Genomic DNA, 26,020 nt, shown 5'->3' with positions numbered 1-26,020 from the left:
GGACCGTTCTCCGGCGGTGCCGTCGGGCCTGCGACATCTTCGTCGGGATGACAGGATTTGAACCTGCGACCCTCCGCTCCCAAAGCGGATGCGCTACCAAGCTGCGCCACATCCCGTCGGGCCACGCCGAACACCGGCGGGACCAAAGGAACATAGTACGGGCCGAAGCGCCGCCACGACGAACCCGCCTCCCGTTTTGTGAATCGGCGCGAGGCTCGGTAGAGTTCTGCAAGCGCGCAGCGCGGCCGGGACTCCCGGCACGTCAGCCGCACGCGGGTGTAGCTCAATGGTAGAGCCCTAGTCTTCCAAACTAGCTACGCGGGTTCGATTCCCGTCACCCGCTCCATGTGATGAGTCGCGACATCGTTTACACACGATGTCGCGACTCATTGCTTTTCCGGGGGTTCGCGGGTTGTCGGTGTGTTCTTGTCTGGCGGCTGGTAGTCGCGGGTGTCGTCGATGTGGTGGGTGGCGATGATTGTGCCGGTCTCTGCGTGGGTGGTGATGACGTCGTGGTCGTGGATCAGCATGAGTACTGGCTGGCCGATGTTGGCTCGGCCCATTCCGAGGTGTCGTAGGCGGCCGGCGTAGCGGAGGCTGACTTTGCCGTGGTTGTCGATCCGGTCGGTCCGGGTACGCCACTCTGGTTCAGTGGTGGTCTGCGGATGTGCCTTCGCCAGCGCGGTGTAGGCCTGGCAGGGTGTGCGGCGGCCTAGCGAACGGTGCGGACGGTCGGTGTTGTACCAGGTGCGGAAGTCGTTGAGATGTGCTTGTAGGTCCTCGATGGTGGTGGGTCGGGGGCGGGCGCGGAGCCACCGTTTGAGGGTTTGGTGGAAGCGTTCGATCTTGCCTTGTGTCTGCGGGTGTCCGGGTGAGCCGTTCTTCTGGGTGATGTGGTGGGCTTCGAGGAGTTTCTCGAAGCCGTTACGGCCGGCGTTGCGTGCGGTGAGTCGGGTGGTGAACACCATCCCGTTGTCGGTCAGGGTCGATGACGGTGCCCCGTACTGGTTGATCAGTGCGTTCATGACGGTGACGACATCTGTTCCGGTGTATGCGTTCTGCGTGCTGATGTGGAGCAGGAATCGAGAGTGATCATCGAGAAAGTCGAGGATCTCTACCCGGTCTCCGTGGGCGAGGTACCAGTGAGTGATGTCGGCTTGCCAGCATTCGTTGGGCAGGTCGGCTTCGAAGCGGATGTAGGAACTGCGGGGCCGTTTGCGGGGTTCTGGGGTGATCAGGCCCGCGGCGTGCAGGATGCGGCGGATCGTCGAGGCCGCAGGCACCTGCAGTCCTTCCCTGTGCAGGTGCCATCCGATGGTCTCTGGTCCGGCGTCTTTGCCTTCGGCGGTCAGTTGTCGGCGCAGTGCGATGATTCGGTCGGTGATCACTGCCGGGGTCGTTCCGGGGCGATGACGGGGAGCTCGTGAGCGCGGCACCAGACCTGCGGGTCCTTCGCGGTCGTATCGCTTGAGGAGTTCGTACACCCACTGCCGGGACACTCGGTAACGCGCGGCAGCCTGTGTCGGTGTGAGGTGTTGGTCGCGGACCGCGCGGACGATACCAGTCGTTTGTCTTCGGTTGTCATGCCCGATCGTGGCATCGGCTCACCGTCGAGGTCACTGTCAACGATGTCGCGCTGCAGGTGTCAACGATGTCCGCGGCCAAAACGTCAACGATGTCGCGCCGCAGGTGTCAACGATGTGCGCGGAAAACCCCCGATGAGACGTGTCAACGATGTCGCAGTCTCACACACCGTCACCCGCTCCAGACGACGCTTCAGGGCCGGTCTCCGACACAGGAGGCCGGCCCTGAATCGTCGTGAGTGTCTCGTCCCGTCCGAACGGTCAGAGCCCGCCGTCGCGGAGACGCCGGGAGTAGTCCTGAGCGCCGTGGCGCACCGCGGCGTGGACGGCCCGCGCGAGCGCCCCGCCCCAGTGCGACCGCGGCCCCGCGAAGGGCTCGGGTTCTCCGCCGTGATCGCAGACCACCACGACGGCGTCCGATGCGGTTCCGGTCGCCGGGTACCCGGCCTCGAGCAACGCCTGGGTCTTGGCTTCCGTCACGGTGATGACGGCGTTCACCAATGCCGCGTCGGTGAGGGCCACCGGAACGTCGACGGTGATGTTGACGGTCCCCGGCACAACGGTCCCGGGCACCGGCCGGTCGGACCGAAGCAACGGCGCCAGTTCCGGATCCGCGGCATCGACGGGCGCCGCCGCCCAGGTCGGCACCCTCAGCCCGACGGTCGCCGACGCGGTGACAGCGCCGTCGGCGCATGTCACGGTCCGATCCACCGCCGCCGCGGTCAGCATGCCCACTCCGCGTCCGCGCAGTCCGCTGCCCGCGGCGACCTCCCGGAGATGCGCCACCGGGTCCATCCGCCGATAGTCGCCGGGGACCTGCACGTTGAGCACCCACTCCACCGCTCCGATACCGCCGCCGAGCATGGCCGACGAGACACCGCGACGTCCCGGCCCGACGCGCCAGAGACTGGTGACGAGCGGAGCCTCGTCGCCGAACGCCCGAAGGAACTGCAGGTCGATGCTCATATCGCCGTTCACGCTAGCCGAGAACGACGGGCCGCTCACGGCCTGCCGACACCCAGCCCGCGGAGCACGATCCCGGCGAGCAACGCCCAGAAGGCCGAACCGACCCCGACCACCGCGATCCCCGATGCAGCGACCACGAACGTGACCGCGGCCGGCAGCCGATCGTCGACCTGCGACATCGCTGCCGCGCAGGCACTCGCGAAGGCTCCGAGGAGTGCGACGCCGGCGACCGCCTGAACGACCCCGTCGGGCGCCGCGAGCACCACCGCCACGAGCCCGGTCGACGTGAGTCCGAGGACGAGGTACGTGACGCCGGCGCTCAGTCCGGCGACCCACCGTCGTTCCCGATCGGGATCGGCGTCGGGCGCCGCGGCGAGGGCCGCGCTGATCGCGGCGAGGTTGATCGCGTGTCCACCGAACGGCGCGGCCAGCATCGATCCCACGCCGGTGACCGTCATCGCCGGACGCCAGGGCACGTCGTAGCCGAAGCCGGCCATCACCGCGACGCCCGGTATGTTCTGCGCGGCCATTGTCACCAGATACAGCGGCACCGCCGCCCCGATCGACGCGCCGACGGTCCACGACGGCGAGGTCACACTCAACTGCGGAACGAAGTCCGCCAGTCCCGGACCGCCGCCGTCACGCGCGAGTGCTATTCCGATCACCACGAGCGCGGCCCCGAACGCCCCGGGCACCGCCCACCGCGGTCGCACCTTCAGCAGCACCAGCCACACCGCCAGCACGGGTCCGACCGCCGCCGGGTTCGTCGCCAGCCCGCGGAGGGGTTCCACGCACAGCGGCAGCAGCACGCCCGCCAGCATCGCCTGCGCGATCGACACCGGAATCCGCCGCACCAGCTTCGCGAGTCCGGGCCACCAGCCGGTGACGACGAGAAGCACACCGCACGACAGAAATGCCCCGACGGCTGCCGACCACCCGCCGGCGACCGCCCCGGTGGTCGCCAGCAGCGCCGCCCCCGGCGTCGACCACGCCGAGGTGACCGGTATCCGGAACCGCCACGACAGCAGGACCGTCGCGGCACCCATCGCCACCGACACCGCGAACAGACCGGACGCGGCCTGCGCGGCATCGGCCCCGACGGCCCGCAACCCGGCCAGGACCACCGCGAAAGACGAGGTAAAGCCGACGAGCGCGCAGACCACCCCTGCTCCGACGGGTACCGCGATCGATACCCGCTCGCGCCCGCGCACCTCGGCGTTCCGAGTGGTCTCAGTCATGGGACTACCGTTCCATAAACCGAACGTTCTGTAAACCGAACGGTCCTGAGGGTGTTCCCGCCGTACCATCGGCAGACGTGAACGACCTCGGAATCGCCGACCGGCTGCGCGAGCTTCGGCTCGCGCGCGGGTTCAGCCTGTCGGAGCTGGCGCGCCGTGCGGACATCGGCAAGGCCACGCTGTCGGAGATCGAGAGCGGCCGCCGCAATCCCAACATCGAAACCCTCTACGCCCTGTGCGAGCCGCTCGACGTCCCCCTCACCGGCATGCTGGGCGAGACTCCCGGCGCACACGGCACCGCGGCCGGCGGCATGGTGACGGTGCTGTTGTCGACGCGACATCTCGACGGCGCGACCATCGAGGTGTTCCGCCTCGAGTTCCCCGCAGGGGCGCGCCATGTGTCGCCGTCGCACGGCGAAGGGGTGCGCGAACAGCTGTCGGTGGTCTCGGGGACGCTGATCGTCGGCGTCGCCGACCGTCCCGCGACGGTGCACGCAGGAGAATGTCACGCGTGGACCAGCGACCGGGAACACGTATTCGCCGCGCCGGACGGTTCGGCCGAGGCGGTCGTCGTGATCACCACCCACTCCACCACCTGTGACCGATGACACCCCACTGAGCTGCCGATTCGCCCGATTCACAGGTGAAGTTCACCCGGAATGTGTTGGCGCGGGTACAACGGTTGTGTAACGATACTCTTCGAGCGCCCACGGGGGTGGCGCTAGTTCACGACCACGAAATGAAGGTAGAGACCACGTGTTTTCCACCAAGTCTTCGAGCCGCCGGGTGAGCCGGACCGCTCGAGTCGTTGCTGTGGCAGCCGGTGCGGCTGCGCTGGCGATGGGGGCGCCCGCAGTGGCCGAGGCAGCGCCGGTCACCGTCGTTCCCGGCCTTCCGCCGGTCCAGGTCCCCGATCTGCCGACCGTGCCCGGGCTGCCGCAGGCGCCCGCGCCGAAGCCGAAGCCCAAGCCTCAGCCGCAGACCACGACGCCGGAGAAGCCGGCCGTGCCTGCCGAGCCGAACGTCAAGAGCCCGACCGGCTGGGTCGCGCTCGCAGTCGACGGCGACCACCAGATCTACTGGTGGAAGAACCACGAGTTCGTCAAGCAGATGCCGATCTCGATGGGCACCGACAAGCACCCGACTCCCAATGGCGTGTACCACACCAAGGAGAAGTACCGGGACATGTACATGGACAGCTCCACGTATGGCGTGCCGGTCGACTCGCCCGAGGGCTACCGCACCTACGTCGAGTACGCCACGCGCATGTCGTGGGACGGTATCTTCATCCACGCCGCTCCCTGGTCGGTCGCTCAGCAGGGCGTCTCGAACGCCAGCCACGGCTGCATCAACGTGAGCACCGAGAACGGCAAGTGGGTGTACGACAACATCGGTCAGGGCACCCCGATCGTCGTCCGCGGCACCGTCGGCGGTCAGTACACCGGCGACTAGTCGGCGTGCACTGACGAATACTGTCAGAGACACATCAGAAGCCGGGCCTCCCCGATCAGATCGGGGAGGCCCGGCTTCGTGTGCGCGTCACCCGGCGCGGCTCAGCTCTCCCATGGTCGCCTGCAACTGCAGCCAGTGGGCCAGCGTCTCGCATCCGGTGGTGTCGGGCGCCGTCATCGGGGCGCGACGGTACGGTTCGCTCGCGTACGAGACGTGACGTCCCCCCAGCGGATTGCGCACCCGCCAGCGGCCGAGTTCGACGGTCGGCGGCAGGTATCCGCGGATCTCGCGGGCCGCGGTGCGCAGCCGCACCACATCCCGGCGCCACTGAGCCGGCGAGAAGCGGGTGGCATCCGCGTTCTGCATGCGCCGGCTCATCACCCGAGCCGTCGCGTCGACCACCCACTGTCGCAGCGCGGTCAGCGACAACGAGTCGGTGAGGTCGGCGATGTCCCGGATCAACGAATCGTCACTGGCATTGCAGATCATGTCCGACGGCGCTCCCACCCAGTACGCGGGGAGATCGTCGGGCAGATCCGCGCCGGGGCCGGCGACACCCCAGCCGTTGCAGCCGTCGATCACGCCGGGCGGCTGATTCGGATCCGCGACGAAACCGACCGCCGCGATCGCGCCCGCGAAGCGCAGACTCGCCGGGTGGGCGAGCAACGTCCTGATCACCGCGGCTCCCTGCGAGTAGCCGATCAGCATCACGGGCCGCTCCGCCGCGGCGATGGCCCGCGCCAGGTTGGTCACGCCGGCCGACACGCTCTCGACGTAGCTGACGCCGTCGTGCGCGGGTGCCGGACCATAGCTGGCCGGGTAGCCCACCCAGCGGGATTCGAAGCGGGCGTCGAGGCGGTCGGTGACCGCCCGCAGGAGTCCGGTGACCTCGGTCCGCGTGTCGCCGTCGAACGACTCCCCCGTGCCACCCACGACCAGAACCGTGAATTTCAGTGTCGCACCCATGTCTTCGAGCATGCGCCATGAGTCTTTGAGTCGCATCCGGTGGAGGATGAGGAAACGCTGAGGACTTCGACCGGCTCACCCGAGGTGGGTACTCACCGCTGACAGTTCGGGCACCAGAAGAGGTTCCGGCCCTCCATCTGCTCGGATGCGACGGTGGTACCGCACAACCGGCACGGCTCCCCCGCCCTGCGGTACACGTAGGTCCGCGGGCGGTCGGGCGCATACGCGGGGGCGCCGTGATCGTCGGACGGCCGTACCACGTGGATGTGGCCGCGCCGCACCCCGATCGGCATCAGATGGAGGAGATCGGCCCACATCTCGTCGAACTCGTCGCGGCTCACCGCGACACCTGGGCGATGCGGGTCGACACCGGCGCGGAACAGGACCTCGGCGCGGTAGATGTTGCCGATGCCCGCGACCACCCGTTGGTCCATGAGCAGCGAACCGATGGCCCGGCGCGACCGGGATACGGCGCGCCACGCGATCTCCGGATCGGCGTCCGGGCGCAGCGGGTCCGGTCCCAGCCGGGCGACGAGAGCGTCGAGATCGTCAGGCATGTACAGCTCACACGCATTGGGCCCGCGCAAGTCGATTCCGAGGACGTCGCCGATCAGCCGCATCCGGACCTGTCCCGTCGGCTCCGGCATCGGCAGCGCTTCTTCGCGGAAGGTGCCGTAGATGCCGAGGTGGATATGGACGATCCGCCGGGTGGCTGCGGTGCCGCGGCGACCGTCGTCGTAGCGGTGGATCAGATGTTTGCCCCACGCCTCGGCGCGGCGGAAGACCATGCCGTCCAGAAGGGCCGCTTCGTGAGCGAAGCGGCCCTGGGGACTGGAGACGGATAGTCGCTGCCCGCCGAGGAGACGTTGCTGCCGCCGGGCCAGCCGGTGCAGCGCATGCCCTTCGGGCACCGCCTGCTACTCGCCGGGAAGCGCGGGTGCCTCGCCGGTGCGCTCGTACTCGGCGAGGATGTCGATACGACGCTGGTGACGCGGTTCCTCCGACCACGCGGTGGAGATGAACGCATCGACGATCGCCAGCGCCTCCTCCTTGGAGTGCATGCGTCCGCCGATGCCGATGAGCTGCGCGTTGTTGTGCTGGCGCGCCAACTGCGCGGTCTCGACGCTCCACGCGAGCGCACAGCGCGCGCCGGGAACCTTGTTCGCGGCGATCTGCTCACCGTTCCCGCTGCCGCCCAAGACGATTCCGAGGCTGCCGGGATCGGCGACCGTGCGCTGCGCGGCCGCGATGCAGAACGCCGGGTAGTCGTCGAGGGCGTCGTACTCGTGCGCACCGCAGTCGACGACATCGTGGCCGCCCGCGGTGAGATGTTCGGAGATCTGGTTCTTGAGTTCGAAGCCCGCGTGGTCGGCACCGAGATAAATCCGCATGGCGTCAGTCTAGGGCCTGCGCGACGGCGGACCGGCACGGGGAGGCCAGTAGATTGGTGGTCGTGGATACCCACGGGCCCATTCCCTCAGTCCCCGGCGTCGACGATCCGCTGATCGTCGAACCGCCCGTCGATCTGCCCGGCCCCGGTGCCGTGTGGCGACCGCCCGCCGCCTACGCGGGCGCGCCGCGGCGTCACCCGTGGGAGATCCCGGTGCTGGTGGTGGGCGTGCTCATGGCGGTAGCGGCGTACGCGGTGGTGGTCGTGCTGGTCGCCGTGGGCGCGGTCTCCGAATGGCTGCTGCTCGCGCTCGCGCTTCCGCTGCTCGTGTTCCTCGGACGCGGTCTGAATTACGCGAATATGCGGGTCAACGCGGTGCAGCTGAGCCCGACGCAGTTCCCCGACGGCTATCGCATGCTGGTGGAGGCAGCCGCCCGCTACGGAATGGAGTACGTGCCCGACGGATACGTCGTCAACGGCAACGGCGCCATCAACGCCTTCGCCTCGGGGCACGGGTTCCGCCGCTACGTGGTGGTGTACTCGGACCTGTTCGAAGTCGGCGGCCGGGCACGCAGTCCCGAGGCCCTCGAGTTCGTGATCGGCCACGAGGTGGGACACATCGCCGCCGGTCACGTCTCCTACTGGCGACAGCTCTTCAGCAGTCTCATCATGGGGCTCCCCCTACTGGGATCGCTTCTCTCACGTTCGCAGGAGTACACGGCGGACAACTACGGCTACTACACCCGTCCCGACGGCGCGCACGCGGCGATCGGCCTCCTGGCGGGCGGCAAGTACCTGCTCAGTGCCGTCGACTTCGATCAGTTCGCCGACCGCGCGGTCCACGAGAAGGGCTTCTTCGTCACGCTCGCGAACGCGGTGGCGTCGCATCCGGTCCTCACCTGGCGTGCGGCGGCACTGCGCGACCGGACACGCGCCGGTGCGATTCTGCTGCGGCCCAGGCAGTTCGTGCGCGGTTCGGGCAGCGGCAACGTGGTGCCCGTGCCGCCGCCGGCGCCACCGGCCTCGACCGCTCCCGGCAGCCTGCCCAACCAGCTCGAACAGACCCGCACCTACTGAGGCGCGCGAACCGATCAGCCGAACTCGGGATCCTCGGTGCGGGTGCGCTTGAGCTCGAAGAAGTGCGGGTACGAGGCCAACGCCACCGTGCCGTCCCAGACGCGGCCGGCGTCCTCGCCGCGCGGAATCCGCGACAGCACCGGGCCGAAGAAGGCGACGCCGTTGACATGAATGGTGGGAGTCCCGACGTCGTCGCCGACCTTGTCCATGCCCGCGTGGTGACTGACCCGGATCGCGCCGTCGAACTCGGTGGAATCGGCGGCACCGGCGAGGTCGGCCTCCAGACCCGCGGCCTGCAGCGCAGCCGGGATCACGGTGTCGTAATCCTTGACGCCCTCATTGTGGAACCGGGTGCCCATCTCGGTGTACAGGCGCGGCAGCACCTGCTCCCCGTGGCGCGCGGCGGCCGCGGCGAGCACCCGAACCGGCGTCCATGCCGTATCGAGCATTGCGCGGTAGCTCTCGGGCACGTCCCGGTTCTCGTTGAGAACCGCCAGGCTCATGATGTGGAAGTTCACGTCGATCGGGCGGACCTTCTCGGCTTCGAGGATCCAGCGGGAGGTGATCCAGCACCACGGGCAGAGCGGATCGAACCAGAAGTCGACGCGGTCGGTGGAGGAAGCGTTCTCAGCCATGCACCCATTCAACCACCGTCGAGGCGGCGGCCGGCGGCGTCGGAGGCCACCCGCCACTACTGTTGACACCGTGAGCGCACCAAATCTGACACGTGACCAGGCGCGGCAGCGCGCCGCCATCCTCTCGGTCCAGAACTACCGGATCGAACTCGACCTCACCGACGGCGCCGGCGCCCCCGGCACCGAGCGATTCGGCTCCACCACGACCGTGACCTTCAGCGCGACTGCAGGCGCCACCACCTTCATCGACCTCGTGGCGCCCAAGCTGGTGTCCGCGACGCTCAACGGCGAAGAACTGGACGTGAGTGCCTTCGACGAGTCCACCGGCCTCGAGCTCCCCGGGCTGGCCGCGGAGAACACTCTCGAGGTGGTCGCCGAATGCGCGTACTCGAACACCGGCGAGGGGCTGCACCGTTTCGTCGACCCGGCCGACGGCAACGTCTACCTCTACTCGCAGTTCGAGACCGCCGACGCCAAGCGGATGTTCGCATGCTTCGACCAGCCCGACCTCAAGGCCTCCTACTCGGTGACGGTCACCGCACCGGGGAACTGGCAGGTGATCTCCAACGGCGCCCCCACCGGTGAGCCCGGCACCGCGGCCGACGGCGCGCTGGTACACCGGTTCGCGACTACGGAACGGTTCAGCACCTACCTCGTCGCCCTCATCGCCGGACCGTACTCGGTCTGGAACGACGAGTACTCCGACGAGCACGGGACGATCCCCCTGGGCCTCTACTGCCGAGCATCACTCGCCGAGCACATGGACGCCGAGCGCCTCTTCGCCGAGACCAAGCAGGGATTCGGCTTCTACCACCGGGTCTTCGGGGTTCCGTACGCCTTCGGCAAGTACGACCAACTGTTCGTCCCCGAGTTCAACGCCGGCGCCATGGAGAACGCCGGCGCCGTCACCTTCCTCGAGGACTACGTGTTCCGGTCGCGGGTGACCCGTTACCTGTACGAGCGGCGCGCCGAGACGGTGCTCCACGAGATGGCCCACATGTGGTTCGGCGACCTGGTCACGATGCAGTGGTGGGACGACCTCTGGCTCAACGAGTCGTTCGCGACCTTCGCCTCGGTCCTCTCCCAGGTCGAGGCCACCGAGTACACCAACGCGTGGACCACCTTCGCCAACGTCGAGAAATCGTGGGCATACCGGCAGGACCAACTGCCGTCCACCCATCCGATCGCCGCCGACATCCCCGACATCGCCGCAGTGGAGGTCAACTTCGACGGCATCACCTACGCCAAGGGCGCGTCGGTGCTCAAGCAGCTCGTCGCCTACGTGGGGCTTGAACCCTTCCTCACCGGCCTGCGGGAGTACTTCGCCGAGCACCGCTTCGCGAACGCCACTTTCGCCGACCTGCTCGGCTCGCTCGAACGGGCGTCGGGCCGTGACCTGTCGGGCTGGGGTGCACAGTGGCTCAAGACCACGGGCATCAACGTCATGCGCCCCGAATTCGAGACCGACGCGAACGGTCGCTTCACCTCCTTCACGGTGCTGCAGGAGGGCGCGGCGCCGGGTGCCGGCGAGACGCGCGTGCACCGCATGCGGATCGGCGTGTACGCCGACGAGGGCGGCAAGCTCGTCCGCAGCCGCGTCGTCGAACTCGACGTGGAGGGTCCGCGCACCGACGTTCCCGACCTGATCGGCGTCGAGCGGGGCCGACTGGTACTGCTCAACGACGACGACCTCACCTATGCGTCGGTACGGCTCGACGCCGACTCGCTGGCCACCGCGACGGCTCGGATCGCCGACATCGCCGACCCGATGCCCCGGACGCTCATCTGGTCGGCCGCGTGGGAGATGACCAGGCAGGCCGAGATGAGCGCACGCGACTTCCTGACGCTCGTCGGCGAAGGCATCGGAGCCGAATCCGAAGTCGGCGTGGTCCAGCGGGTCCTACTGCAGGCGGTCACCGCACTGGAGTCGTACGCCGACCCCGCCTGGGCCGCGCAGACCGGATGGCCCACGTTCGCCGGGCGCCTGCTGACTCTGGCACAGAACGCCGAGAGCGGCTCCGACCATCAGCTCGCCTTCGTCAACGCGCTGCTGGGCGGCGTCACCCGCGACGACCAGCAGCCGCTGCTGCGCGCGCTCCTCGACGGCGACGAGCCGGCCGATCACGGACTGCCGGGCCTCGTCGTCGACGACGAACTCCGCTGGAAGCTGGTGAAAGCCCTCGCGACCCACGGCATCGTGGGCGACGACGTGATCGACGCGGAGGCCCGCAGGGACAACACCGCGGCCGGTGCACGGCACGCCGAGGCGGCGCGCGCGGCGCGACCCGACGCCGAGGCCAAGGCGACCGCGTGGACGCGTGCCTTCGACGACGACGGCATCGCCAACGTCACCGTGCGGTCGATCGTCGAGGGTCTGGTGCGTCCCGGCCAGTCGGCATTGCTGTCCGACTACACGCAGCGCTACTTCGACGATGTCGCGGCGCTGTGGGACCGGCGCACGAGCGAGGTGGCGCAGACGGTCGTGATCGGTCTCTACCCGTCCTGGGACATCACCGACGCGGCGCTGCAGAAGGCCGACGCCTTCCTGGCCGGTGACCATCCGCCCGCCCTGGCGCGTCTGATCGCCGAAGGCCGGGACTCCACCGCCCGCGCACTGCGCGCCCGGGACCGCGACCGCCGCTCGTCCGAGTAGCGCGCCCGCGGGCATCAGCCCAGCGAAACGAGACAGGCCCCGCCGTTCGGCGGGGCCTGTGTCGGTGAGTCGGATTCAGGGACGGTCGACAGCCGTGGCCATCACGCGCAGCGCGGAGACCAGTCCGTCGATCAGGTCGCCCCGCTTGAACGACGACAGCGCGGCCGAGACGCCGAGCTCCGCGACGCGGTCGTTGACCCGGCCCGCGACCAGCGCACCGGACACGACGGCGACGTCCTTCGAGTTCGGCGACACCGCAATGAGCGCGCCGTGGGCGGGCTCGGGCGCCTGAGCGAGGATCTCGCGGGCGCCGGCGACCGGGTCGGATCCCAACTCGCCGATGTAGACCGAGAAGCGCACGAGGGCGACCTCGCTGGCCTGGCTGAGAGCGTCGTCGAGCATGATCAACTCGTCGCGGGTGAAGGGCGGGGTGCCGAAGCCGTCGCCCGGGAACAGCGCGGCCGAGATGCGGCCGCTGCTGGTGACGACGGTGCCGAGCGGAAGACCGTTCGACGGCGCGACCGCCGTGCTCTGCTGAGTCACATCACCACTTGCCACTTGCCGAACCTCCCTCGACATCACCCGGCTCGAAGTGCCGGCTCAGGGCCATCGGCTCGATGTCGGTCGCGCTGAACAGAGTGGGACCGTTCTCCCACGGCTGATCGAGCGTGTACTCGGTGACCTTCGGCCGCTTCATTCCAAAAGAGAACACCATCGAGACCACACACAGCGCCACTGCGATCACACACAGCACCACGACGGTCATTCCGACGGGGACAAGAAGTTGATCCACACCCCACCCTTTCGACTAGCGCTCGGAGCTAAGCGCGGAGACCTGCCGTGTGCAGATCGTCTGGTTCAATTTATCGCACCGCGTGCGGCGCTGTCGCCGGAGGGCCTACACAGTGTCGTAGATGCCACGGGGGCGATAGTGGACAATGGTGAGCGTGAGCACGTTCTACGAGGAAGCCGGCGGTCACGAGACGTTCCGCCGGATCACCGCACGCTTCTATGAGGAGGTCGCGGCCGATGAGATCCTCCGGCCGATGTACCCGGAGGAGGACCTCGGCCCGGCCGAGCGACGTCTGCGAATGTTCTTGGAGCAGTACTGGGGCGGGCCGCACACCTACAGCGAGGAGCGCGGCCACCCGCGATTGCGAATGCGTCACGTCCCCTACAAGATCGGCCCCATCGAACGGGACGCGTGGTTACGGTGCATGAACATCGCCATCGAGTCGATCGAATCGGACGTTCTGGACGATGAGCATCGCCGGGCTCTGACCGACTACGTCACCATGGCGGCCGACACGCTCGTCAACAGCCCGTTCTGACCCACCGCGCGGGTATGAACGATTCAGTGAAGGCAGGAGAGGGAACAGAAGACGGTGAGTGAGCAGAGCATGGCGAACGTCCCCGCGACCGACGACGCCCAATGGTGGCGGTCGGCCGTCGTCTACCAGGTGTATCCCCGATCGTTCTCGGATCTCAGCGGCGACGGCGTCGGCGACCTCGCCGGGCTGATCGACAAGCTGGGATATCTCGAACTGCTCGGCGTGGACGCGATCTGGCTCTCGCCGATCATGCGCTCACCGATGGCCGACCACGGATACGACGTCTCCGATCCCCGCGCGATCGATCCCCTCTTCGGCGACCTGGACACCTTCGACGAGCTCATTCGCCAGGCCCACGACCGCGACATCCGGGTGACGATGGATCTCGTCCCCAACCACACCAGCGACCAGCATCCGTGGTTCTCCGGCGCGCTGGGAGCGGCCCCGGGCGGCCCCGAGCGCGAGCGCTACATCTTCGCCGACGGACGCGGCGATGACGGCGAGCTGCCGCCGAACAACTGGACCAGCGTCTTCGGAGGTCCGGCGTGGACGCGGATCGTGGAGCCCGACGGCCGCCCCGGCCAGTGGTATCTGCACCTGTTCGCTCCCGAGCAGCCCGATCTGAACTGGAACAACCCGGAGGTCCTCGCCGACCTGCAGACGACCATGCGCTTCTGGCTCGACCGCGGCATCGACGGCTTCCGCATCGACGTCGCGCACGGCATGGCCAAGCCCGACGGCCTGCCCGACCTGGAGCACCCGGCCGAGGTGCTGCTGCACTCCGACGACGATCCGCGGTTCAACAACGAGGCCGTCCACGACATCCACCGCGCGATCCGGTCGGTGATGGACGAATACCCCGGAACCTTCAACGTCGGCGAGGTGTGGGTCCGCTCCAACGAAGCCTTCTCACGGTACGTCCGGCCGGACGAACTGCATCTGGGCTTCAACTTCCGGCTGGCCACCGCCGGATTCGACGCCGATGAGATCAAGGAGGCGATCACCGAGTCGCTGGCCGCCACCGCCTCGGTCGGCGCGGTGCCGACGTGGACCCTCTCGAACCATGATGTGCCGCGCGAGGTGACGCGCTACCAGCCCACCGGTGAGGCGGCCGACGGGCGCACGCCCGACGACCTCCTCGCCATCGGCACCATCCGAGCGCGGGCGATGATCATGGTGGAGCTGGCGCTGCCGGGCACCGTCTTCATCTACAACGGTGCCGAACTCGGTCTGCCCAACGTCGATCTGCCCGACGACGCACTCGTCGACCCGGTCTGGGAGAACTCCGGTCACACCGACCGCGGCCGCGACGGCTGTCGGGTTCCGCTGCCGTGGGAGGGCACCGAGCCGCCCTTCGGATTCAGCAGCCGGTCGGACACCTGGCTGCCGATCCCCGCCGACTGGGCGGCACTGACCGTGGAGTCTCAGCTCGAGGACATCTACTCGATGCTGTCTCTGTACCGGCAGGCGATCGAACTGCGCTACGCACGTCCGGAGTTCTCCGGCGACACCGTGCAGTGGTACGGCGCCCCCGAGGGCTGCCTCGCCTTCCGCCGGCCCGGCGGCCTCATCTGTGCGCTCAACGCCTCCGATCGCCCGGTACCGCTTCCGCCCGGACAGATCCTCCTGGTCAGTACCCCGCTGGAGGGCGGTCTGCTGCTCCCCGGCGCCGCCGCCTGGCTGGTGTGAGATCCGGGCCGGGGATCACGGTCAACCGTTCGCTCCGGTTCGGAGGTTCCGCAGGGCCCGTTTGACGACCTTTCCGTTGGCGTTCTTGGGAAGCTCGTCGAGAAATGTGACGGACTTGGGCTTCTTGAAGGACGCCAAGTGCGCACGGGTGTGAGCGATGAGCTGCGGTTCGGTGACGTCGGCGCCCGGGCCGGTCACGACGAACGCGCATACGTTCTCGCCCCATTCGGGGTCGGGGACGCCGACGACTGCGGCCTCGTGGACAGCCGGATGAGCGAGCAGGACCTCTTCCACTTCGCGGGGATAGATGTTGGAGCCACCGCTGATGATGACGTCTTTGGACCGGTCGGTGAGGTAGAGGAACCCGTTCTCGTCGAAGTGTCCGACATCTCCGGTGCGCAGCCACCCGTTGCTGATGGCGGCCGCGGTCGCGTTCGGATCTGACCAGTACCCCGCCATGACGACATCGCCGCGGACTTGGATCTCTCCGGTTGTACCTGCAGGCGAGTCGGCACCGTCGTCGTTCACCACCCGCACCTCGACGCCGGTGAACGGCTGGCCGCAGGATCTGCGCCGAGGATCGGCGCTGTCGTGGGGAACCTCGTCCGGTTTCATCACGGCTATCGTCATGGGGCACTCGCCCTGTCCGTACATCTGGGTGATGATGGGACCGAACGTATCGAGCGCGTCCTGCAGATCTTCTTGATACAGCGCGGCTCCGCCGATGACCAGGCTGCGCAGGTGCGGAACCGCCGGTGCCGAACCCCCTCGGACCTCGTCGGTGAGACGACGCAGCATGGTGGGCGCGAGGAACGCTCCGTGGGTGACCCGGTCGGACTGGGCGAGGGCGAGATAGTCGGCTGGATCGAAGCTGCCGGCCGACGAGTACTCCACCGACGACCCCGGCGGGACGGCGTCGTTGACCAGCGGACCGGCGGCGTCACGCCACATCTCGTATGCGATCTCCTTGGTGATCTCACCGTCTCGGAGTTCGAAACAGTGCACCAGCCGCAGGCTGATCCGAGTGCCGATGGGGAACGGCAGATTGGGCATCTCGTCACCGATCACGGTCACGTCGGCAATCGCGTCATCGAACACGAACTGCTCCGTGCCGAAGCGTCGCAACGTGGTGAGCGAATGGAATTGCAGCGTGCGAAAGATCTTCATGTAGGCGCTGCGCACCTCGGCGGCATCGGTGTAAACGAGGCCGCGGTTCGGGGCTTCCCAGGAGATATCGGACGCGTAGAGGGCGATCGCCTTGTCGACGTCGTCGGGGTTCTCATTGTGGAAGTGCTCTTGGACCACCGCGAGGTTACGGGCGATGATCTCGTCGCGGGACAGTTCTGCGTCCGGGCGCATGGTCGTCATGAGTGAGGGTCCTTACAGTAGATCGGGAGCGGTTATCTGGTGAGCCACGGGTAGCGGGCGGAGTCGGCGTCGGCGTGGCTGGTGCCTTCGACGACGACCCTGTCGCCGTCGACGATGTAGTTGAAGTAGGCGGAGTGGTGTTCGATCGACGAGATGATTCCGCCGAGTTCGCCGAGGAACTCCTCGATCTTCTCGACGCCTCGAACCATGCCGTACTTGGGGAAGCAGAACAGAGCGTCGTCGGCGAAGAGTTCGATGACGTCGCCACCGGTCTCGACGCGTTTGAGGAACTCCAGAGCGACTGACTTACGCTGTTCGTCGGTCATGGTGCCGGTCGTGATGGTCATTGGAAGCCTCCTTCATCAGATGGAGCGGAGTCAGACTCGGGACAGGACGGCGTCGATCGCTTCACGCAGCGCGCTGAGCGGGTCGTCTGCCATGCCGTGGCTCCGCCAGGCGATGTGACGGTCGGGCCGGACCAGCAGGCAGCCGCCGTCGGAGATCTCGCGGGCTCGCGCCCAGTCGCCGTATACGTCGTCGAAGGCGAGACGGTAACCGATGGGGGCACTCGCGATCTCGACGCCCACCTCCGCACCGATCTTCTCGGCAGCCGCGACCCACGCCTCGCCGCCGATTCCGGTGATCACTGTGAATCTGCCGTGACCGACGGCATCGAGTGTCGAGATCTGTTCGCCGTTCCGCTCGATCCAGACATGCGGCAGATATGCGCCTGGATGAGTGGTCGGTTGATAGTAGAGCTCGGGATCGCGAGTGTGAGCCGGGAACGGGGTCCCGTCGCCGACCACCGCCGTCGAGGTGTACCGATGGCCGAGTTCGACACCGTGCGCGTGGAAATGGTAGGCGTTTTCGTCGATGCAGTCTTCAAGCGCCTTGCGCCGCTTGCGTCCGTCATCGGTGTCGGCGAAGAATTCGTCGATCGCCGCCCACCCTTCCTCGTCGGTCTGGCCCGGCCGGATGCCGAGGATCGACGGGACCCGCCCGACGATGTCTGCACTCTTCAAGGCGCGGTCCACCACCTGCCTGCCTACCGGATGACGCTCCTGGTGGTAGCTCTCGAGCAGAGATGGTCCGGCCTGCCCCTTGACGACCGCGGCGAGCTTCCAAGCGAGGTTGTACGCGTCTTGGATGGAGGTGTTGGACCCCAACCCGTTCGCCGGTGGGTGGCGGTGTGCGGCGTCGCCGGCCAGAAACACCCGCCCCGCTGGTACTCGGAGGCGAGTACGTGATTGACCTGCCAGGTCGAGACGTTCTTGATCGTGACCGGAATGCTGTCGTCACCGATGGCCTTGTAGATGCGAGGCAGCATGGCTTCCTCGCTGGTGTCGATCTCTTCGGTGTCCGGGTCGTACATGAACACCAGCACCCACTCGTTCCACGGCCGCACGGTGATGAAGACTCCGGAGCCGAGCCAGAAGTCCTTGCCGGGCTGTGGGGTCCAGAACAGCACGCCCGGCCGGTGAGCGCGGTACTTGGACAGATCGGCTTCGAGCCAGATGTTGACCGCGTAGCCGAGCCCTGTTTCTCCCTCGAGTGAGAATCCCAACTGCTCGGCGACCGTCGAGCGACCGCCGTCGGCGCCGATCGCGTACTTCGCCCGCACCTGATAGGTCTCACCGGTGTGGCTGTATCGAACGGTCGCGGTGACCCCGTCGGCGTCCTGCGAGATCTCGGTCAGTTCCGTGGAGAACCGGATGTCGGCCCCGCGGTCGAGCGCACCCTGCAAGATCAAGGGCTCGAACAGGTGCTGGGGCATGTTGCATATGGCCGACGGGCTTCCCGCCTCGTAATCCGCTTTACGGTCGACCTTCGTCCCCCAGGTCTTCACCCGGGCGATCTCCTTGCCCGCCATGCTGGTGGCCCACACGTTGTCGGCCATCAACTCGTTGGGGACGGAGACGCTGCGCACCTGATCCTCGATCCCGAGGTCGCGCATGACCTCCATGGTGCGCTAGTTCGTGATGTGTGCCCTCGGCGTGTTGGCGGTACGCGGGTACTTGGTGACCGTGACGGCATCGACGCCGTGCATCGCCAGGAACGCCGCAGCTGTCAGTCCGGAGGGCCCGGCACCCACGACGAGCACATCGGTCTCGACGACTCTCATGGCTTATCTCCTTCTCGTCAGTCGCGGGGTGCGACGAGGCGATTGCTCATCTGACCCAGCCCCTCGATGCTGGTAGTCAGCACCTCGCCGGCGGCGAGGTAGCGTTGCGGATCCGCGGCGAGGCCGGCTCCGGCCGGGGTCCCGGTGAAGATCAGGTCGCCCGGGTAGAGCGTGACGACCTCGGAGAGCTGTGCGATCAGTTCGGGTACGGAGAAGATCAGGTCGGAGGTCGAGCTCTTCTGGACCTCTTCTCCGGATTCTCCAGTTCGTCCGGAGTGACCACCCAGGGCCCGATCGGGCCGAAGCCGGGATGCGATTTGGCGAGACTGAACTGCGGTGCGGGTCCGGCGAGCTGACGGGATCGCTCCGAGATGTCCTGGCCGTTGGTCAGTCCCACGACGTGGTCCCACGCGTTCTCCACATGCACTCCGCGTGCTTCCCGACCGATCACCACCACCAGCTCCGCTTCCCAGTCGACGTTCCCGTCGACGAGGGCGATGTCCCCGAAGGGTCCGGTCAGAGATGAGGCGAATTTGGTGAACACCGACGCCCTGGCCGGGATTTCGAATCCTGACTCGGCGGCGTGTTCCCGATAGTTGAGCGCAATGGCGAAGATCTGCCGCGGCCTCGACACCGGCGGTCCGAGCAACGTCTCGTCGAAACTCTGCGGCGTCAATGCAGCTGCCCGCGCCCACTCGCGGAACTCATCCCAGCGTGCGAGCACAGACTCCGGATCCGGCCCGAAACGCCCTTCGCTGTCGCGGGCGATGTCGGCCGCCCCGTCTTCGGTCACCAGTACCGCTCGTCCTGCAAGATTCGCCAGCTTCATCGTCATCCTCCTCTTCCAGAGTGACGGGCGCCACTCTGCGGTGTGCGTTTCAGCATGCGCCACAACTTTCCATCCGTCAAGAGAAAGTAGAAAGTTATACGGAAGTTCCTTTCCTGCTAGGGTCGAAGCATGGCGCGATCCACGTATGGGACCCGCGCGGACGACACGTTCGCGACGATGAGAGCCGACATTCTGGCCGGCAGGTTGACACCCGGCGAGAAACTGAAGTTCCCGGAACTGAGCACCAGATACGGCGTCGGCGTAGGGGTGCTTCGCGAAGCTCTGACCCGCTTGGTCGAACAGGACCTCGTCCGGTCTCAACCGCACCAGGGGTTTCAGGTGACCCCGCTGTCCGCAGAGGACCTGATCGAACTCACAACGGCGCGCGTGGCGATCGAGTGCCTGGTGTTCCGCATGTCACTGGCTGAAGGCGACACTCCGTGGGAGTCGGATCTGGTCGCGAAGCACCACACACTCGAGAGGACTCCGCAGTACGACCGGGACGATCCAGAACGCGTGGGCGACGCGTGGTCGCGGGCGCACGCCGATTTCCATCATGCGCTGTTGGCCGGCTGCCGAAACTCCAGACTGCTGGGGATCGCGACATCGTTGCGTGATTCCGCAGAGCTCTACCGCTCGTGGTCCCAGCAGCACTTCAGGCACCCGGACCGTGACGTGATCGCAGAACACCGTGAACTCATGGAACTCGCACTCGCGCGAGATGCCGATGCCGCGGTCGAGGCGTTGGCGCGGCATATCAGCCACACCACCGACATTCTTCTCGGCACCGACCACCGGCAGGAATCGATGTCGGCCGGAAACGTGGGCAGCGGCGTGTCCGCCTAGCTGCGCACGGCCAGATTCAGCACCGAGCGCCGTTGGTAGACCGAGCCGAAGCGCGCGTCCACCCGCACCCAGCTGGACGAGAGACGGACCCGCACCGGCTCGTCCGGCGCGATCGCGTCGATCGGTGAGTCGGCAGTGATCTCGCGGCCGGCGGCGTCGCGGACGAAGCCCATCGCGGTGAGGGCGAAGACCGCACGCATCGACACCTTCGCCCGAGCGCCCGACCCGCTCGGCCCGCTCACCTCGATCACCGTCTGATCCAGCAACGACGACGCCGGGCCGAGCGCGCCGGATTCCGTGCGGGCCACGTCGGCGCCCCTGCGGGCGAGTGACACCAGCTCGCGCGCCGGGACGTCGTCGAGGTGGTCGAAGCCGTCCGACGGGGGCAGCGCGCCCTGCCAGGCTCCGGGCAGTGCGAAGCCGAGCGGGAGCGGACCGTCGCCGCCCACCGCCGCCGACATCGCGCCGACGTCGGCGACCACGTCGGCCGGAGTCACCGAACCGAACACCGAGCGGGTCGCGAGGATGTCGAAGCCGGTGCGCACCCACAACCCGACGCGCCCGTCCGGCCGCTGCTGAACCCGCAGCACGCCGGAGTCGTCCACCCGGCGAGCCCGTTCCAGGAATGCCGCCAGATCGGTTCGGTCGGCCGGCCCGTGCGGGACCAGCACCCGCTCCCCCGCCGCCGCGTCGGTCACCTGTTCACCGGCTCGCGGAGGAAGCTCTGCAGATACGCCTTCTCGTCGGCGGTCATGCGCCGGGGCCGCTGCGTGTCGATGTCGAAGGAGACCAGCTGAGTGGTGGCGACCACCGACGGACGGGACTCGGGATCGGCTCCGTACGGCCGGACCTCGTAGCCCACCGTGAAGTCGACCGCACGCAGTCGCTCCACGAACATGGTGACGCGGATCGGCGACTCGTCGTGGCGGATCTGTCCCTGGTACTTGACGTGCAGGTCGGCGACGAGACAGCCCTTGCGCATCAGCGCGGTGGGCTTGTCATCGTAGAAGAGCCAGGGGATCCGCGCCTCCTCGAGCAGGGTCACCATGCGCGCGTGGTTGATGTGCGCGAATACGTCCATATCCGACCACCGCACCGGGACCGACACCTCGTACCCCCGGTCGGTCCGACAACCGTTATCCGCGAAAAGCCTTCGCTTGTCGACGTTCTCGTCTACGGCGAGGGATTCTTGATCTGCCATGCGCTGTGTGCCTCCTAGCCGACCACACTACGCAACGAGCGCACCGCCACCGACAGGGTGGCGAGGTCCCACCGGCCGGTGGCGGCCAGATCGGCGAGTGTCGACTCGGTCCGCGCGATCATCGCCGACCTCGCCTGCGACCAGTCCGAGATCTTCTGGGCGGCCGGCTCCTCGGGCTCGGACATCGTCAGGATCGCACGCGTCAGCGAGCGCAGCACCGCGAACACCTCGTCGCGCAACGACAACCGTGCCAGCTGGGTCCACCGGTCGGCGTGCCCGAGTTCGGCGATCTGGGAGACCAGCTCGTCGATCCCGAACCGCTCGACCACCGCGAACAGCAGCTCGCCCACCTCGTCGGGCGAGCGGTCGGAGATCTCGGCGATGTCGAGCACGTCGAGCAGTTGCAGCCGGTAGGGACTGATCGCCACCGCCTGCGCCAGTGCGGGCCGGACGCCGCTGTCGGCGAGGGCCGCGGCCCGTTCCCGCACCGAGCGCTCGGCCGTACCGGTGAGCCATTCGTCCAGGCGTCCTCCCAGATCCGCGACCTGCGCGTACCGGGTGGTCTCGGCGGCGATCGCGAGCGGTTGCGGACGGTGCGCGAGAAACCAGCGCGACCCCGCCGCGAGCAGGTTGCGGATCCGGCGGGTCGCGTCGTCGACCGTCGTGGCGGAGACCTGCTCGGTCCTCAGTTCCTCCAGCAGCGCGGCGGCACCGAACACCCGCATCGCCACCACCGTCGCACGCGTCGCATCCTCGACTTCGGTTCCGGAGGTCTCCCCCAGCGCGTACAGGTGTGTCATGCCTCCGTCGGCGACGATCCTGTTGACCAGCACCGTGGTGACGATCTCCCGCCGGAGACGGTGAGTCCGGATTCCCGCGGCGAACCTGGCGCGCAGGGGTTCGGGGAAGTAGCCCGACGCCAGCGCGTCGAACATGTCGTTGTCCGGCAGACCCGACTCCAGCAGCCTGCTCTTGGCGTCGAGCTTCACATGGGCCATCATCGTCGCCAGCTCGGGGCTGGTGAGTCCGCGCTGGAGATCGCCCGCGCGGCGTCTGCGCAGTTGCTCCGGAGTCGGGAGGGCCTCGAGTTCCAGATCGACGCCGGTCGACGCGAGGTGGGCGAGCATCCGCGCGTGCAGTTCCACGTCCTCTCCCGCGGTGTCGCGCGCGAGACCGAGTTCGGCGTTCTGGTCGATGTTGTCCGCGAGGACCAGTTCGGCGACGTCGTCGGTCATCGACAACAGCAGGTCGTTGCGGTCGTCGGCGTCCAGCACGCCCGCCGAGATCTGCGAGCCCAACAGCACCTTGATGTTGACCTCGCGGTCGGAGCAGTCGACACCCGCCGAGTTGTCCAGGGCGTCGCTGTTGATGCGCACTCCCGCCAGATCGGCCTCGATCCGGCCGCGCTGGGTGACGCCGAGATTGCCTCCCTCGCCGACCACCCGGACCCGGAGCTGCCCGCCGGTGACCCGGATCGGGTCGTTGGCCTTGTCTCCCACTTCCGCGTCGGCCTCGTCCGACGCCTTCACGTACGTCCCGATGCCGCCGTTGAACAGCAGGTCGACCGGCGCGAGGAGCACTGCGCGGATCAGGTCGGGCGGCGACATCCTCTCCACGGCGTCGTCGAGCCCGAGGGCGTCCCGCATCTGCGGTGTGACGTCGATCGACTTCTGTTCGCGTGACCACACGCCGCCGCCTGCGGAGATCAGGCTGCGGTCGTAGTCGTCCCAGGTCGACCGCGGCAGTGCGAAGAGTCTGGCCCGCTCGGCGTAGGAGGTCGCGGCCACGGGATCCGGGTCGATGAAGATGTGCCGGTGGTCGAAGGCAGCCACCAGCCGGATGTGCCGCGAGAGCAGCATGCCGTTGCCGAAGACGTCACCGCTCATGTCGCCGATGCCGACCACGGTGAAGTCCTGGGTCTGCGTGTCGACTCCCATTTCGCGGAAGTGTCTCTTGACCGACTCCCACGCTCCACGGGCCGTGATGCCCATGGCCTTGTGGTCGTAGCCGACCGAGCCGCCCGATGCGAACGCGTCGGCGAGCCAGAAACCGTAGTGGTCGGCGACCTCGTTCGCGATGTCGGAGAAGCTGGCCGTGCCCTTGTCTGCGGCGACCACCAGGTACGGATCGTCGCCGTCGCGCCGGAGGACGCGCGCCGGCGGCCGCACCCGGCCGGTGGCCGGATCGAGGTTGTCGGTGATCTGCAGCAGGGCCGCGATGAACGCCCGGTAGCACGCGATTCCCTCCTCCCGCAGTGCCGATTGATCGACGGCCGCGTCGCCGGTCGCCACCGGGGGGTGACGGAGGACGAAACCGCCCTTGGCGCCGACCGGCACGATCACCGCGTTCTTGACCGCCTGCGCCTTCACCAGCCCCAGGATCTCGGTGCGGAAGTCCTCACGACGGTCCGACCAGCGGAGTCCCCCGCGCGCCACATCGCCGAACCGCAGATGCACCCCCTCCACCCTGGGTGAGTACACGTAGATCTCGAACTTCGGCCTCGGCTGCGGGGCCCGCGGGATCGCGCCGGTGTCGAGCTTCATCGCGATCGTCGGTCCGATGCCGGCCGCCGGGTCGCCGGAGTCTGCGTAGAAGTTGGTCCGCAGGGTGGCCTCGACCGCCGATGCGAGCGCGCTCACCACTCGGTCCGCGTCCAAGCTGAGGATCTCCGCGATGCGCGCGCGCAGATCCTCGAGCGCACGGTCGCGCCGTCCGGGTTCCGCGCCGTCCGGATCGAAACTGGCCTCGAACAACTCCACGAGCCCGTTGGTGACACCGCGATGGTTGCCGAGGACCGCGGCCACGTGGGTCATCGCGAATCCGACGCCGCACTGATTGAGGTAGCGGGCATACGCGCGGATCATCGCCACCGTCCGGGACGTCAGCCCGGCGCGCAGCACCAACTCGCCGAGCGCATCCACCTCCGTGACGCCGAGCCACATGTCGGAGAACGCCTCGGCGATCCGCGCGTCCACGTCGCCGGCCTCGGCGACGTCGACGTGCGGCGCGGGCCGGACCGTGAAGTCGTAGACGGCCACCTGCACCCCGTCCGGGCGGTCCACCACGTGCGGATGCTCGTCGAGGACGGTCAGGCCCAGGCTCTGGAGCATCGGGAGGATCTGCGTCAACGCGGCACGCTGGTCGGCGAGGTAGAGGACGAACCGCCAGGCCTCCGGATCGGTCCGGTCGAGTCTGACGTGCAGTCCGCCGGGGGCCAGGCCCGCCGCGATCGGCAGGTCGACGGCCGCATCCTGCGGATCCCGCTCGTCCCGGTAGCGTTCGCTGACGGTGCCGAGCAGCCGGGCGACCTCCGGGTCGGCCTCCCGCACCGCGCGCACCCGGTCCGGCCACGAGCGGACCGCCTCGTTCAACCGGTCCAGCAGGCGGTCGTCGACCCGGTGCCGCGCCTCGGGATCGGTGCGCATCAGCACCTGCAGCTGGGCCAGCGGCGAGTGCGAGAGGCGGGTCAGGAACTCAGTACGGCTGCCGCCGAGTTCCTCCTCGAGCAACGTGACAACCCTCGACCGCACCGCGGTCGAGTAGGTCTCGCGGGGAATGAAGATGAGCACACTCGCGAAACCGCGAGCGGGACCGGTCCTGGCGTAGAACCGCGGATTGCGCGAGGTCTGGGCCTCGAGGAGTTCGCCGATCCGGCGGGTGAGCTCGGCACTGTCGCCGGCCATCAGGTCCGCGAGCGGATACGTCTGCAGCAGTTCCAGCGCCGCCAGTCCGCTGTAGGAGTCCTCGCTCAGACCCAGTCCACGCAGGACATCGGCCACCCGGCCGCGGACTCCGGGCACCGACCGCACCGACTGGTACAGGCCGATCGAGGTGATGGTGCCGACCACCTGGTGCTCGACGCCGTCCAGTCGGACGCGCACCATGATCGGAAAGCGGCTGCGGAGCAGACCGGTCGGCAGATACACCTGGTCGACGCCGACCGGCTCCTCGCCCGCCACCGGCTCCGGCCGGTCGGTGTCCGGATCGCGCCACACCCCGAGGCCGTTCTCCGCGTGCCCGCCGGCGGTGCGGGCGCCCACGGGCAGGAAGTTGTCGCGGGTGGCGAACCAGCTCAGCAGGTCCGCGTCCTCGTCGTCCGCGCTCAACGCGTCCGCGAAGCTCAGCAGCCGTCGATGGATCTGGGCGGCGTCGGCGTGCACCGCCTGTGCCCGGGTGAGTGCCGCGCCGACATCGGCGCACAGTTCGTCACCGTCGACGCCGGACGCGGGGGCGGTGGTGACGCTGATCCACGACTCGGCTCCCGCCTCGTCACCGCCGACCACGACCACATCGTCGAGGCCGACGATCCGCCCCTGGTCATCGCGGCGGACGGCGAGCACCGGATGGTCGTTCGCGACGATCGTCAGACCACGACTGTCCAGCACCGCCAGCGTCGATTCGACGAGCAGCGGGGCGTCGTCGGCGACGATCTGAATCTGGATCGATCCGTCCGGCAGATCGGTGGTCGCGACCGCGGTCTCCCCCGGCTCACGGACCTCGCCGAGGCGCAGATGACGCTCGAGGCGGTCCCAGGCCGACGACGCAACGGCGGCGCCGTCGGAGAAATCGGGAAAATAGTAGGCCGCGAACTCCGTAGCGAATGGGACGGTCACTCTGATCTGCCTCCCTAGTGGACCAAGGCAGAGCGCAACACGAGCCGACCGGCGGCCGGGG

Annotated in this window: 22 protein-coding genes, 2 tRNA genes and 2 pseudogenes; 8 read left to right on the top strand and 18 right to left on the bottom strand. The window is 68.0% G+C overall.

Annotated features, from left to right (window positions below; all coding sequences use genetic code 11):
* Positions 1 to 42: 42 nt before the first annotated feature.
* Positions 43 to 116, bottom strand: a tRNA-Pro gene (locus ACK8HH_RS07245).
* Positions 117 to 272: 156 nt separating this feature from the next.
* Here ACK8HH_RS07245 and ACK8HH_RS07240 point away from each other — a divergent pair.
* Positions 273 to 346: transfer RNA gene (locus ACK8HH_RS07240), tRNA-Gly, on the top strand.
* Positions 347 to 386: 40 nt separating this feature from the next.
* Here the strand turns inward: ACK8HH_RS07240 and ACK8HH_RS07235 are convergent.
* From ACK8HH_RS07235 to ACK8HH_RS07225, 3 genes are all read right to left on the bottom strand, one after another.
* Positions 387 to 1,559, bottom strand: a complete 1,173-nt coding sequence (locus ACK8HH_RS07235; protein ID WP_412475722.1) for an IS481 family transposase — start codon at positions 1,557 to 1,559, stop codon at positions 387 to 389.
* A gap of 285 nt (positions 1,560 to 1,844) precedes the next feature.
* Positions 1,845 to 2,549: an adenosylcobinamide amidohydrolase gene (locus ACK8HH_RS07230; RefSeq protein ID WP_045537002.1), complete on the bottom strand. Its 705-nt coding sequence runs from the start codon at positions 2,547 to 2,549 to the stop codon at positions 1,845 to 1,847.
* Between the two features lie 35 nt (positions 2,550 to 2,584).
* On the bottom strand, positions 2,585 to 3,787 hold the full coding sequence (locus ACK8HH_RS07225) for a benzoate/H(+) symporter BenE family transporter (protein WP_062367610.1): 1,203 nt from the start codon (positions 3,785 to 3,787) through the stop codon (positions 2,585 to 2,587).
* Between the two features lie 77 nt (positions 3,788 to 3,864).
* Between ACK8HH_RS07225 and ACK8HH_RS07220 the strand changes: the two genes are divergently transcribed.
* Together ACK8HH_RS07220 and ACK8HH_RS07215 are read left to right on the top strand one after the other, a co-directional pair.
* On the top strand, positions 3,865 to 4,395 hold the full coding sequence (locus ACK8HH_RS07220) for a helix-turn-helix domain-containing protein (RefSeq protein WP_045536998.1): 531 nt from the start codon (positions 3,865 to 3,867) through the stop codon (positions 4,393 to 4,395).
* A gap of 148 nt (positions 4,396 to 4,543) precedes the next feature.
* Complete coding sequence (locus ACK8HH_RS07215; protein WP_006896631.1) at positions 4,544 to 5,239, top strand: L,D-transpeptidase; 696 nt, start codon at positions 4,544 to 4,546, stop codon at positions 5,237 to 5,239.
* 87 nt (positions 5,240 to 5,326) lie between these two features.
* Here the strand turns inward: ACK8HH_RS07215 and ACK8HH_RS07210 are convergent, their stop codons facing one another.
* The 3 genes from ACK8HH_RS07210 to ACK8HH_RS07200 form a co-directional block, all read right to left on the bottom strand.
* Positions 5,327 to 6,217 (bottom strand): PE-PPE domain-containing protein, encoded by an 891-nt coding sequence (locus ACK8HH_RS07210; RefSeq protein ID WP_006896630.1) that lies wholly within the window; start codon positions 6,215 to 6,217, stop codon positions 5,327 to 5,329.
* Positions 6,218 to 6,297: 80 nt separating this feature from the next.
* Positions 6,298 to 7,116 carry an Fpg/Nei family DNA glycosylase gene (locus ACK8HH_RS07205; protein WP_045536996.1) on the bottom strand — a complete coding sequence of 273 codons (819 nt, stop codon included), beginning with the start codon at positions 7,114 to 7,116 and terminating at the stop codon, positions 6,298 to 6,300.
* 6 nt (positions 7,117 to 7,122) lie between these two features.
* A complete protein-coding gene (locus ACK8HH_RS07200) occupies positions 7,123 to 7,596 on the bottom strand; it encodes a ribose-5-phosphate isomerase (protein ID WP_006896628.1) in 474 nt (157 codons plus the stop codon).
* Between the two features lie 53 nt (positions 7,597 to 7,649).
* Here ACK8HH_RS07200 and ACK8HH_RS07195 point away from each other — a divergent pair, with 53 nt between their 5' ends.
* Positions 7,650 to 8,672 (top strand): M48 family metallopeptidase, encoded by a 1,023-nt coding sequence (locus ACK8HH_RS07195; protein WP_006896627.1) that lies wholly within the window; start codon positions 7,650 to 7,652, stop codon positions 8,670 to 8,672.
* 14 nt (positions 8,673 to 8,686) lie between these two features.
* Here ACK8HH_RS07195 and ACK8HH_RS07190 read toward each other — a convergent pair whose 3' ends face one another.
* Positions 8,687 to 9,307, bottom strand: a complete 621-nt coding sequence (locus tag ACK8HH_RS07190) for a DsbA family protein (RefSeq protein WP_045536994.1) — start codon at positions 9,305 to 9,307, stop codon at positions 8,687 to 8,689.
* A gap of 70 nt (positions 9,308 to 9,377) precedes the next feature.
* Here ACK8HH_RS07190 and pepN point away from each other — a divergent pair, with 70 nt between their 5' ends.
* Positions 9,378 to 11,960 (top strand): aminopeptidase N, encoded by a 2,583-nt coding sequence (pepN, locus tag ACK8HH_RS07185; RefSeq protein WP_375002154.1) that lies wholly within the window; start codon positions 9,378 to 9,380, stop codon positions 11,958 to 11,960.
* A gap of 75 nt (positions 11,961 to 12,035) precedes the next feature.
* Here the strand turns inward: pepN and ACK8HH_RS07180 are convergent, their stop codons facing one another.
* Positions 12,036 to 12,518 (bottom strand): DUF5130 domain-containing protein, encoded by a 483-nt coding sequence (locus tag ACK8HH_RS07180; RefSeq protein WP_372452526.1) that lies wholly within the window; start codon positions 12,516 to 12,518, stop codon positions 12,036 to 12,038.
* Positions 12,505 to 12,726 carry a hypothetical protein gene (locus tag ACK8HH_RS07175; RefSeq protein WP_045536990.1) on the bottom strand — a complete coding sequence of 74 codons (222 nt, stop codon included), beginning with the start codon at positions 12,724 to 12,726 and terminating at the stop codon, positions 12,505 to 12,507. The genes ACK8HH_RS07180 and ACK8HH_RS07175 overlap by 14 nt, the downstream gene beginning before the upstream one ends.
* 172 nt (positions 12,727 to 12,898) lie before the next feature.
* Here ACK8HH_RS07175 and ACK8HH_RS07170 point away from each other — a divergent pair, with 172 nt between their 5' ends.
* Positions 12,899 to 13,291, top strand: coding sequence for a globin (locus tag ACK8HH_RS07170; RefSeq protein WP_006896622.1), 393 nt, complete (start codon positions 12,899 to 12,901; stop codon positions 13,289 to 13,291).
* Between the two features lie 69 nt (positions 13,292 to 13,360).
* Complete coding sequence (locus tag ACK8HH_RS07165; protein ID WP_045537011.1) at positions 13,361 to 14,980, top strand: glycoside hydrolase family 13 protein; 1,620 nt, start codon at positions 13,361 to 13,363, stop codon at positions 14,978 to 14,980.
* A gap of 21 nt (positions 14,981 to 15,001) precedes the next feature.
* On the opposite strand, the gene ACK8HH_RS07160 is transcribed toward ACK8HH_RS07165, so the two are convergent.
* The 5 genes and pseudogenes from ACK8HH_RS07160 to ACK8HH_RS07140 all read right to left on the bottom strand — a co-directional run bounded on the left by ACK8HH_RS07160 (position 15,002) and on the right by ACK8HH_RS07140 (position 19,299).
* A complete protein-coding gene (locus ACK8HH_RS07160) occupies positions 15,002 to 16,348 on the bottom strand; it encodes an AMP-binding enzyme (RefSeq protein WP_045536988.1) in 1,347 nt (448 codons plus the stop codon).
* Between the two features lie 32 nt (positions 16,349 to 16,380).
* Positions 16,381 to 16,695 (bottom strand): nuclear transport factor 2 family protein, encoded by a 315-nt coding sequence (locus tag ACK8HH_RS07155; RefSeq protein WP_412475651.1) that lies wholly within the window; start codon positions 16,693 to 16,695, stop codon positions 16,381 to 16,383.
* 30 nt (positions 16,696 to 16,725) lie between these two features.
* Complete coding sequence (locus ACK8HH_RS07150; RefSeq protein WP_412475721.1) at positions 16,726 to 17,370, bottom strand: hypothetical protein; 645 nt, start codon at positions 17,368 to 17,370, stop codon at positions 16,726 to 16,728.
* A 60-nt stretch (positions 17,371 to 17,430) separates the two neighbouring features.
* Positions 17,431 to 18,470: pseudogene (locus ACK8HH_RS07145) on the bottom strand (FAD-dependent oxidoreductase); the annotation flags it as partial.
* A 17-nt stretch (positions 18,471 to 18,487) separates the two neighbouring features.
* Positions 18,488 to 19,299, bottom strand: a pseudogene (locus tag ACK8HH_RS07140) (fumarylacetoacetate hydrolase family protein).
* Between the two features lie 129 nt (positions 19,300 to 19,428).
* Here ACK8HH_RS07140 and ACK8HH_RS07135 point away from each other — a divergent pair.
* Complete coding sequence (locus ACK8HH_RS07135; RefSeq protein WP_062367605.1) at positions 19,429 to 20,145, top strand: GntR family transcriptional regulator; 717 nt, start codon at positions 19,429 to 19,431, stop codon at positions 20,143 to 20,145.
* Here ACK8HH_RS07135 and ACK8HH_RS07130 read toward each other — a convergent pair.
* Genes ACK8HH_RS07130 through ACK8HH_RS07120 form a run of 3 tightly spaced genes read right to left on the bottom strand, consistent with a single transcriptional unit; the run spans position 20,142 to position 25,959 of the window.
* A complete protein-coding gene (locus tag ACK8HH_RS07130) occupies positions 20,142 to 20,843 on the bottom strand; it encodes a hypothetical protein (RefSeq protein ID WP_062367604.1) in 702 nt (233 codons plus the stop codon). The two genes, ACK8HH_RS07135 and ACK8HH_RS07130, sit on opposite strands and share 4 nt — an antisense overlap.
* The gene (locus ACK8HH_RS07125; RefSeq protein ID WP_006896613.1) at positions 20,840 to 21,346 is read right to left on the bottom strand and encodes an acyl-CoA thioesterase; all 507 of its coding nucleotides are present in this window, start codon (positions 21,344 to 21,346) and stop codon (positions 20,840 to 20,842) included. Before ACK8HH_RS07125 ends, ACK8HH_RS07130 begins: the two co-directional genes overlap by 4 nt.
* Before the next feature lie 14 nt (positions 21,347 to 21,360).
* Positions 21,361 to 25,959 carry an NAD-glutamate dehydrogenase gene (locus tag ACK8HH_RS07120; protein ID WP_412475650.1) on the bottom strand — a complete coding sequence of 1,533 codons (4,599 nt, stop codon included), beginning with the start codon at positions 25,957 to 25,959 and terminating at the stop codon, positions 21,361 to 21,363.
* Positions 25,960 to 26,020: the final 61 nt, after the last annotated feature.

This window comes from Gordonia sp. LUNF6 (assembly GCF_047041125.1).
Taxonomy (GTDB): Bacteria; Actinomycetota; Actinomycetes; order Mycobacteriales; family Mycobacteriaceae; genus Gordonia; species Gordonia sihwensis.
Note: the sequence above shows the minus strand (reverse complement) of the source record. Positions and strands in the feature narration are given on the sequence as shown.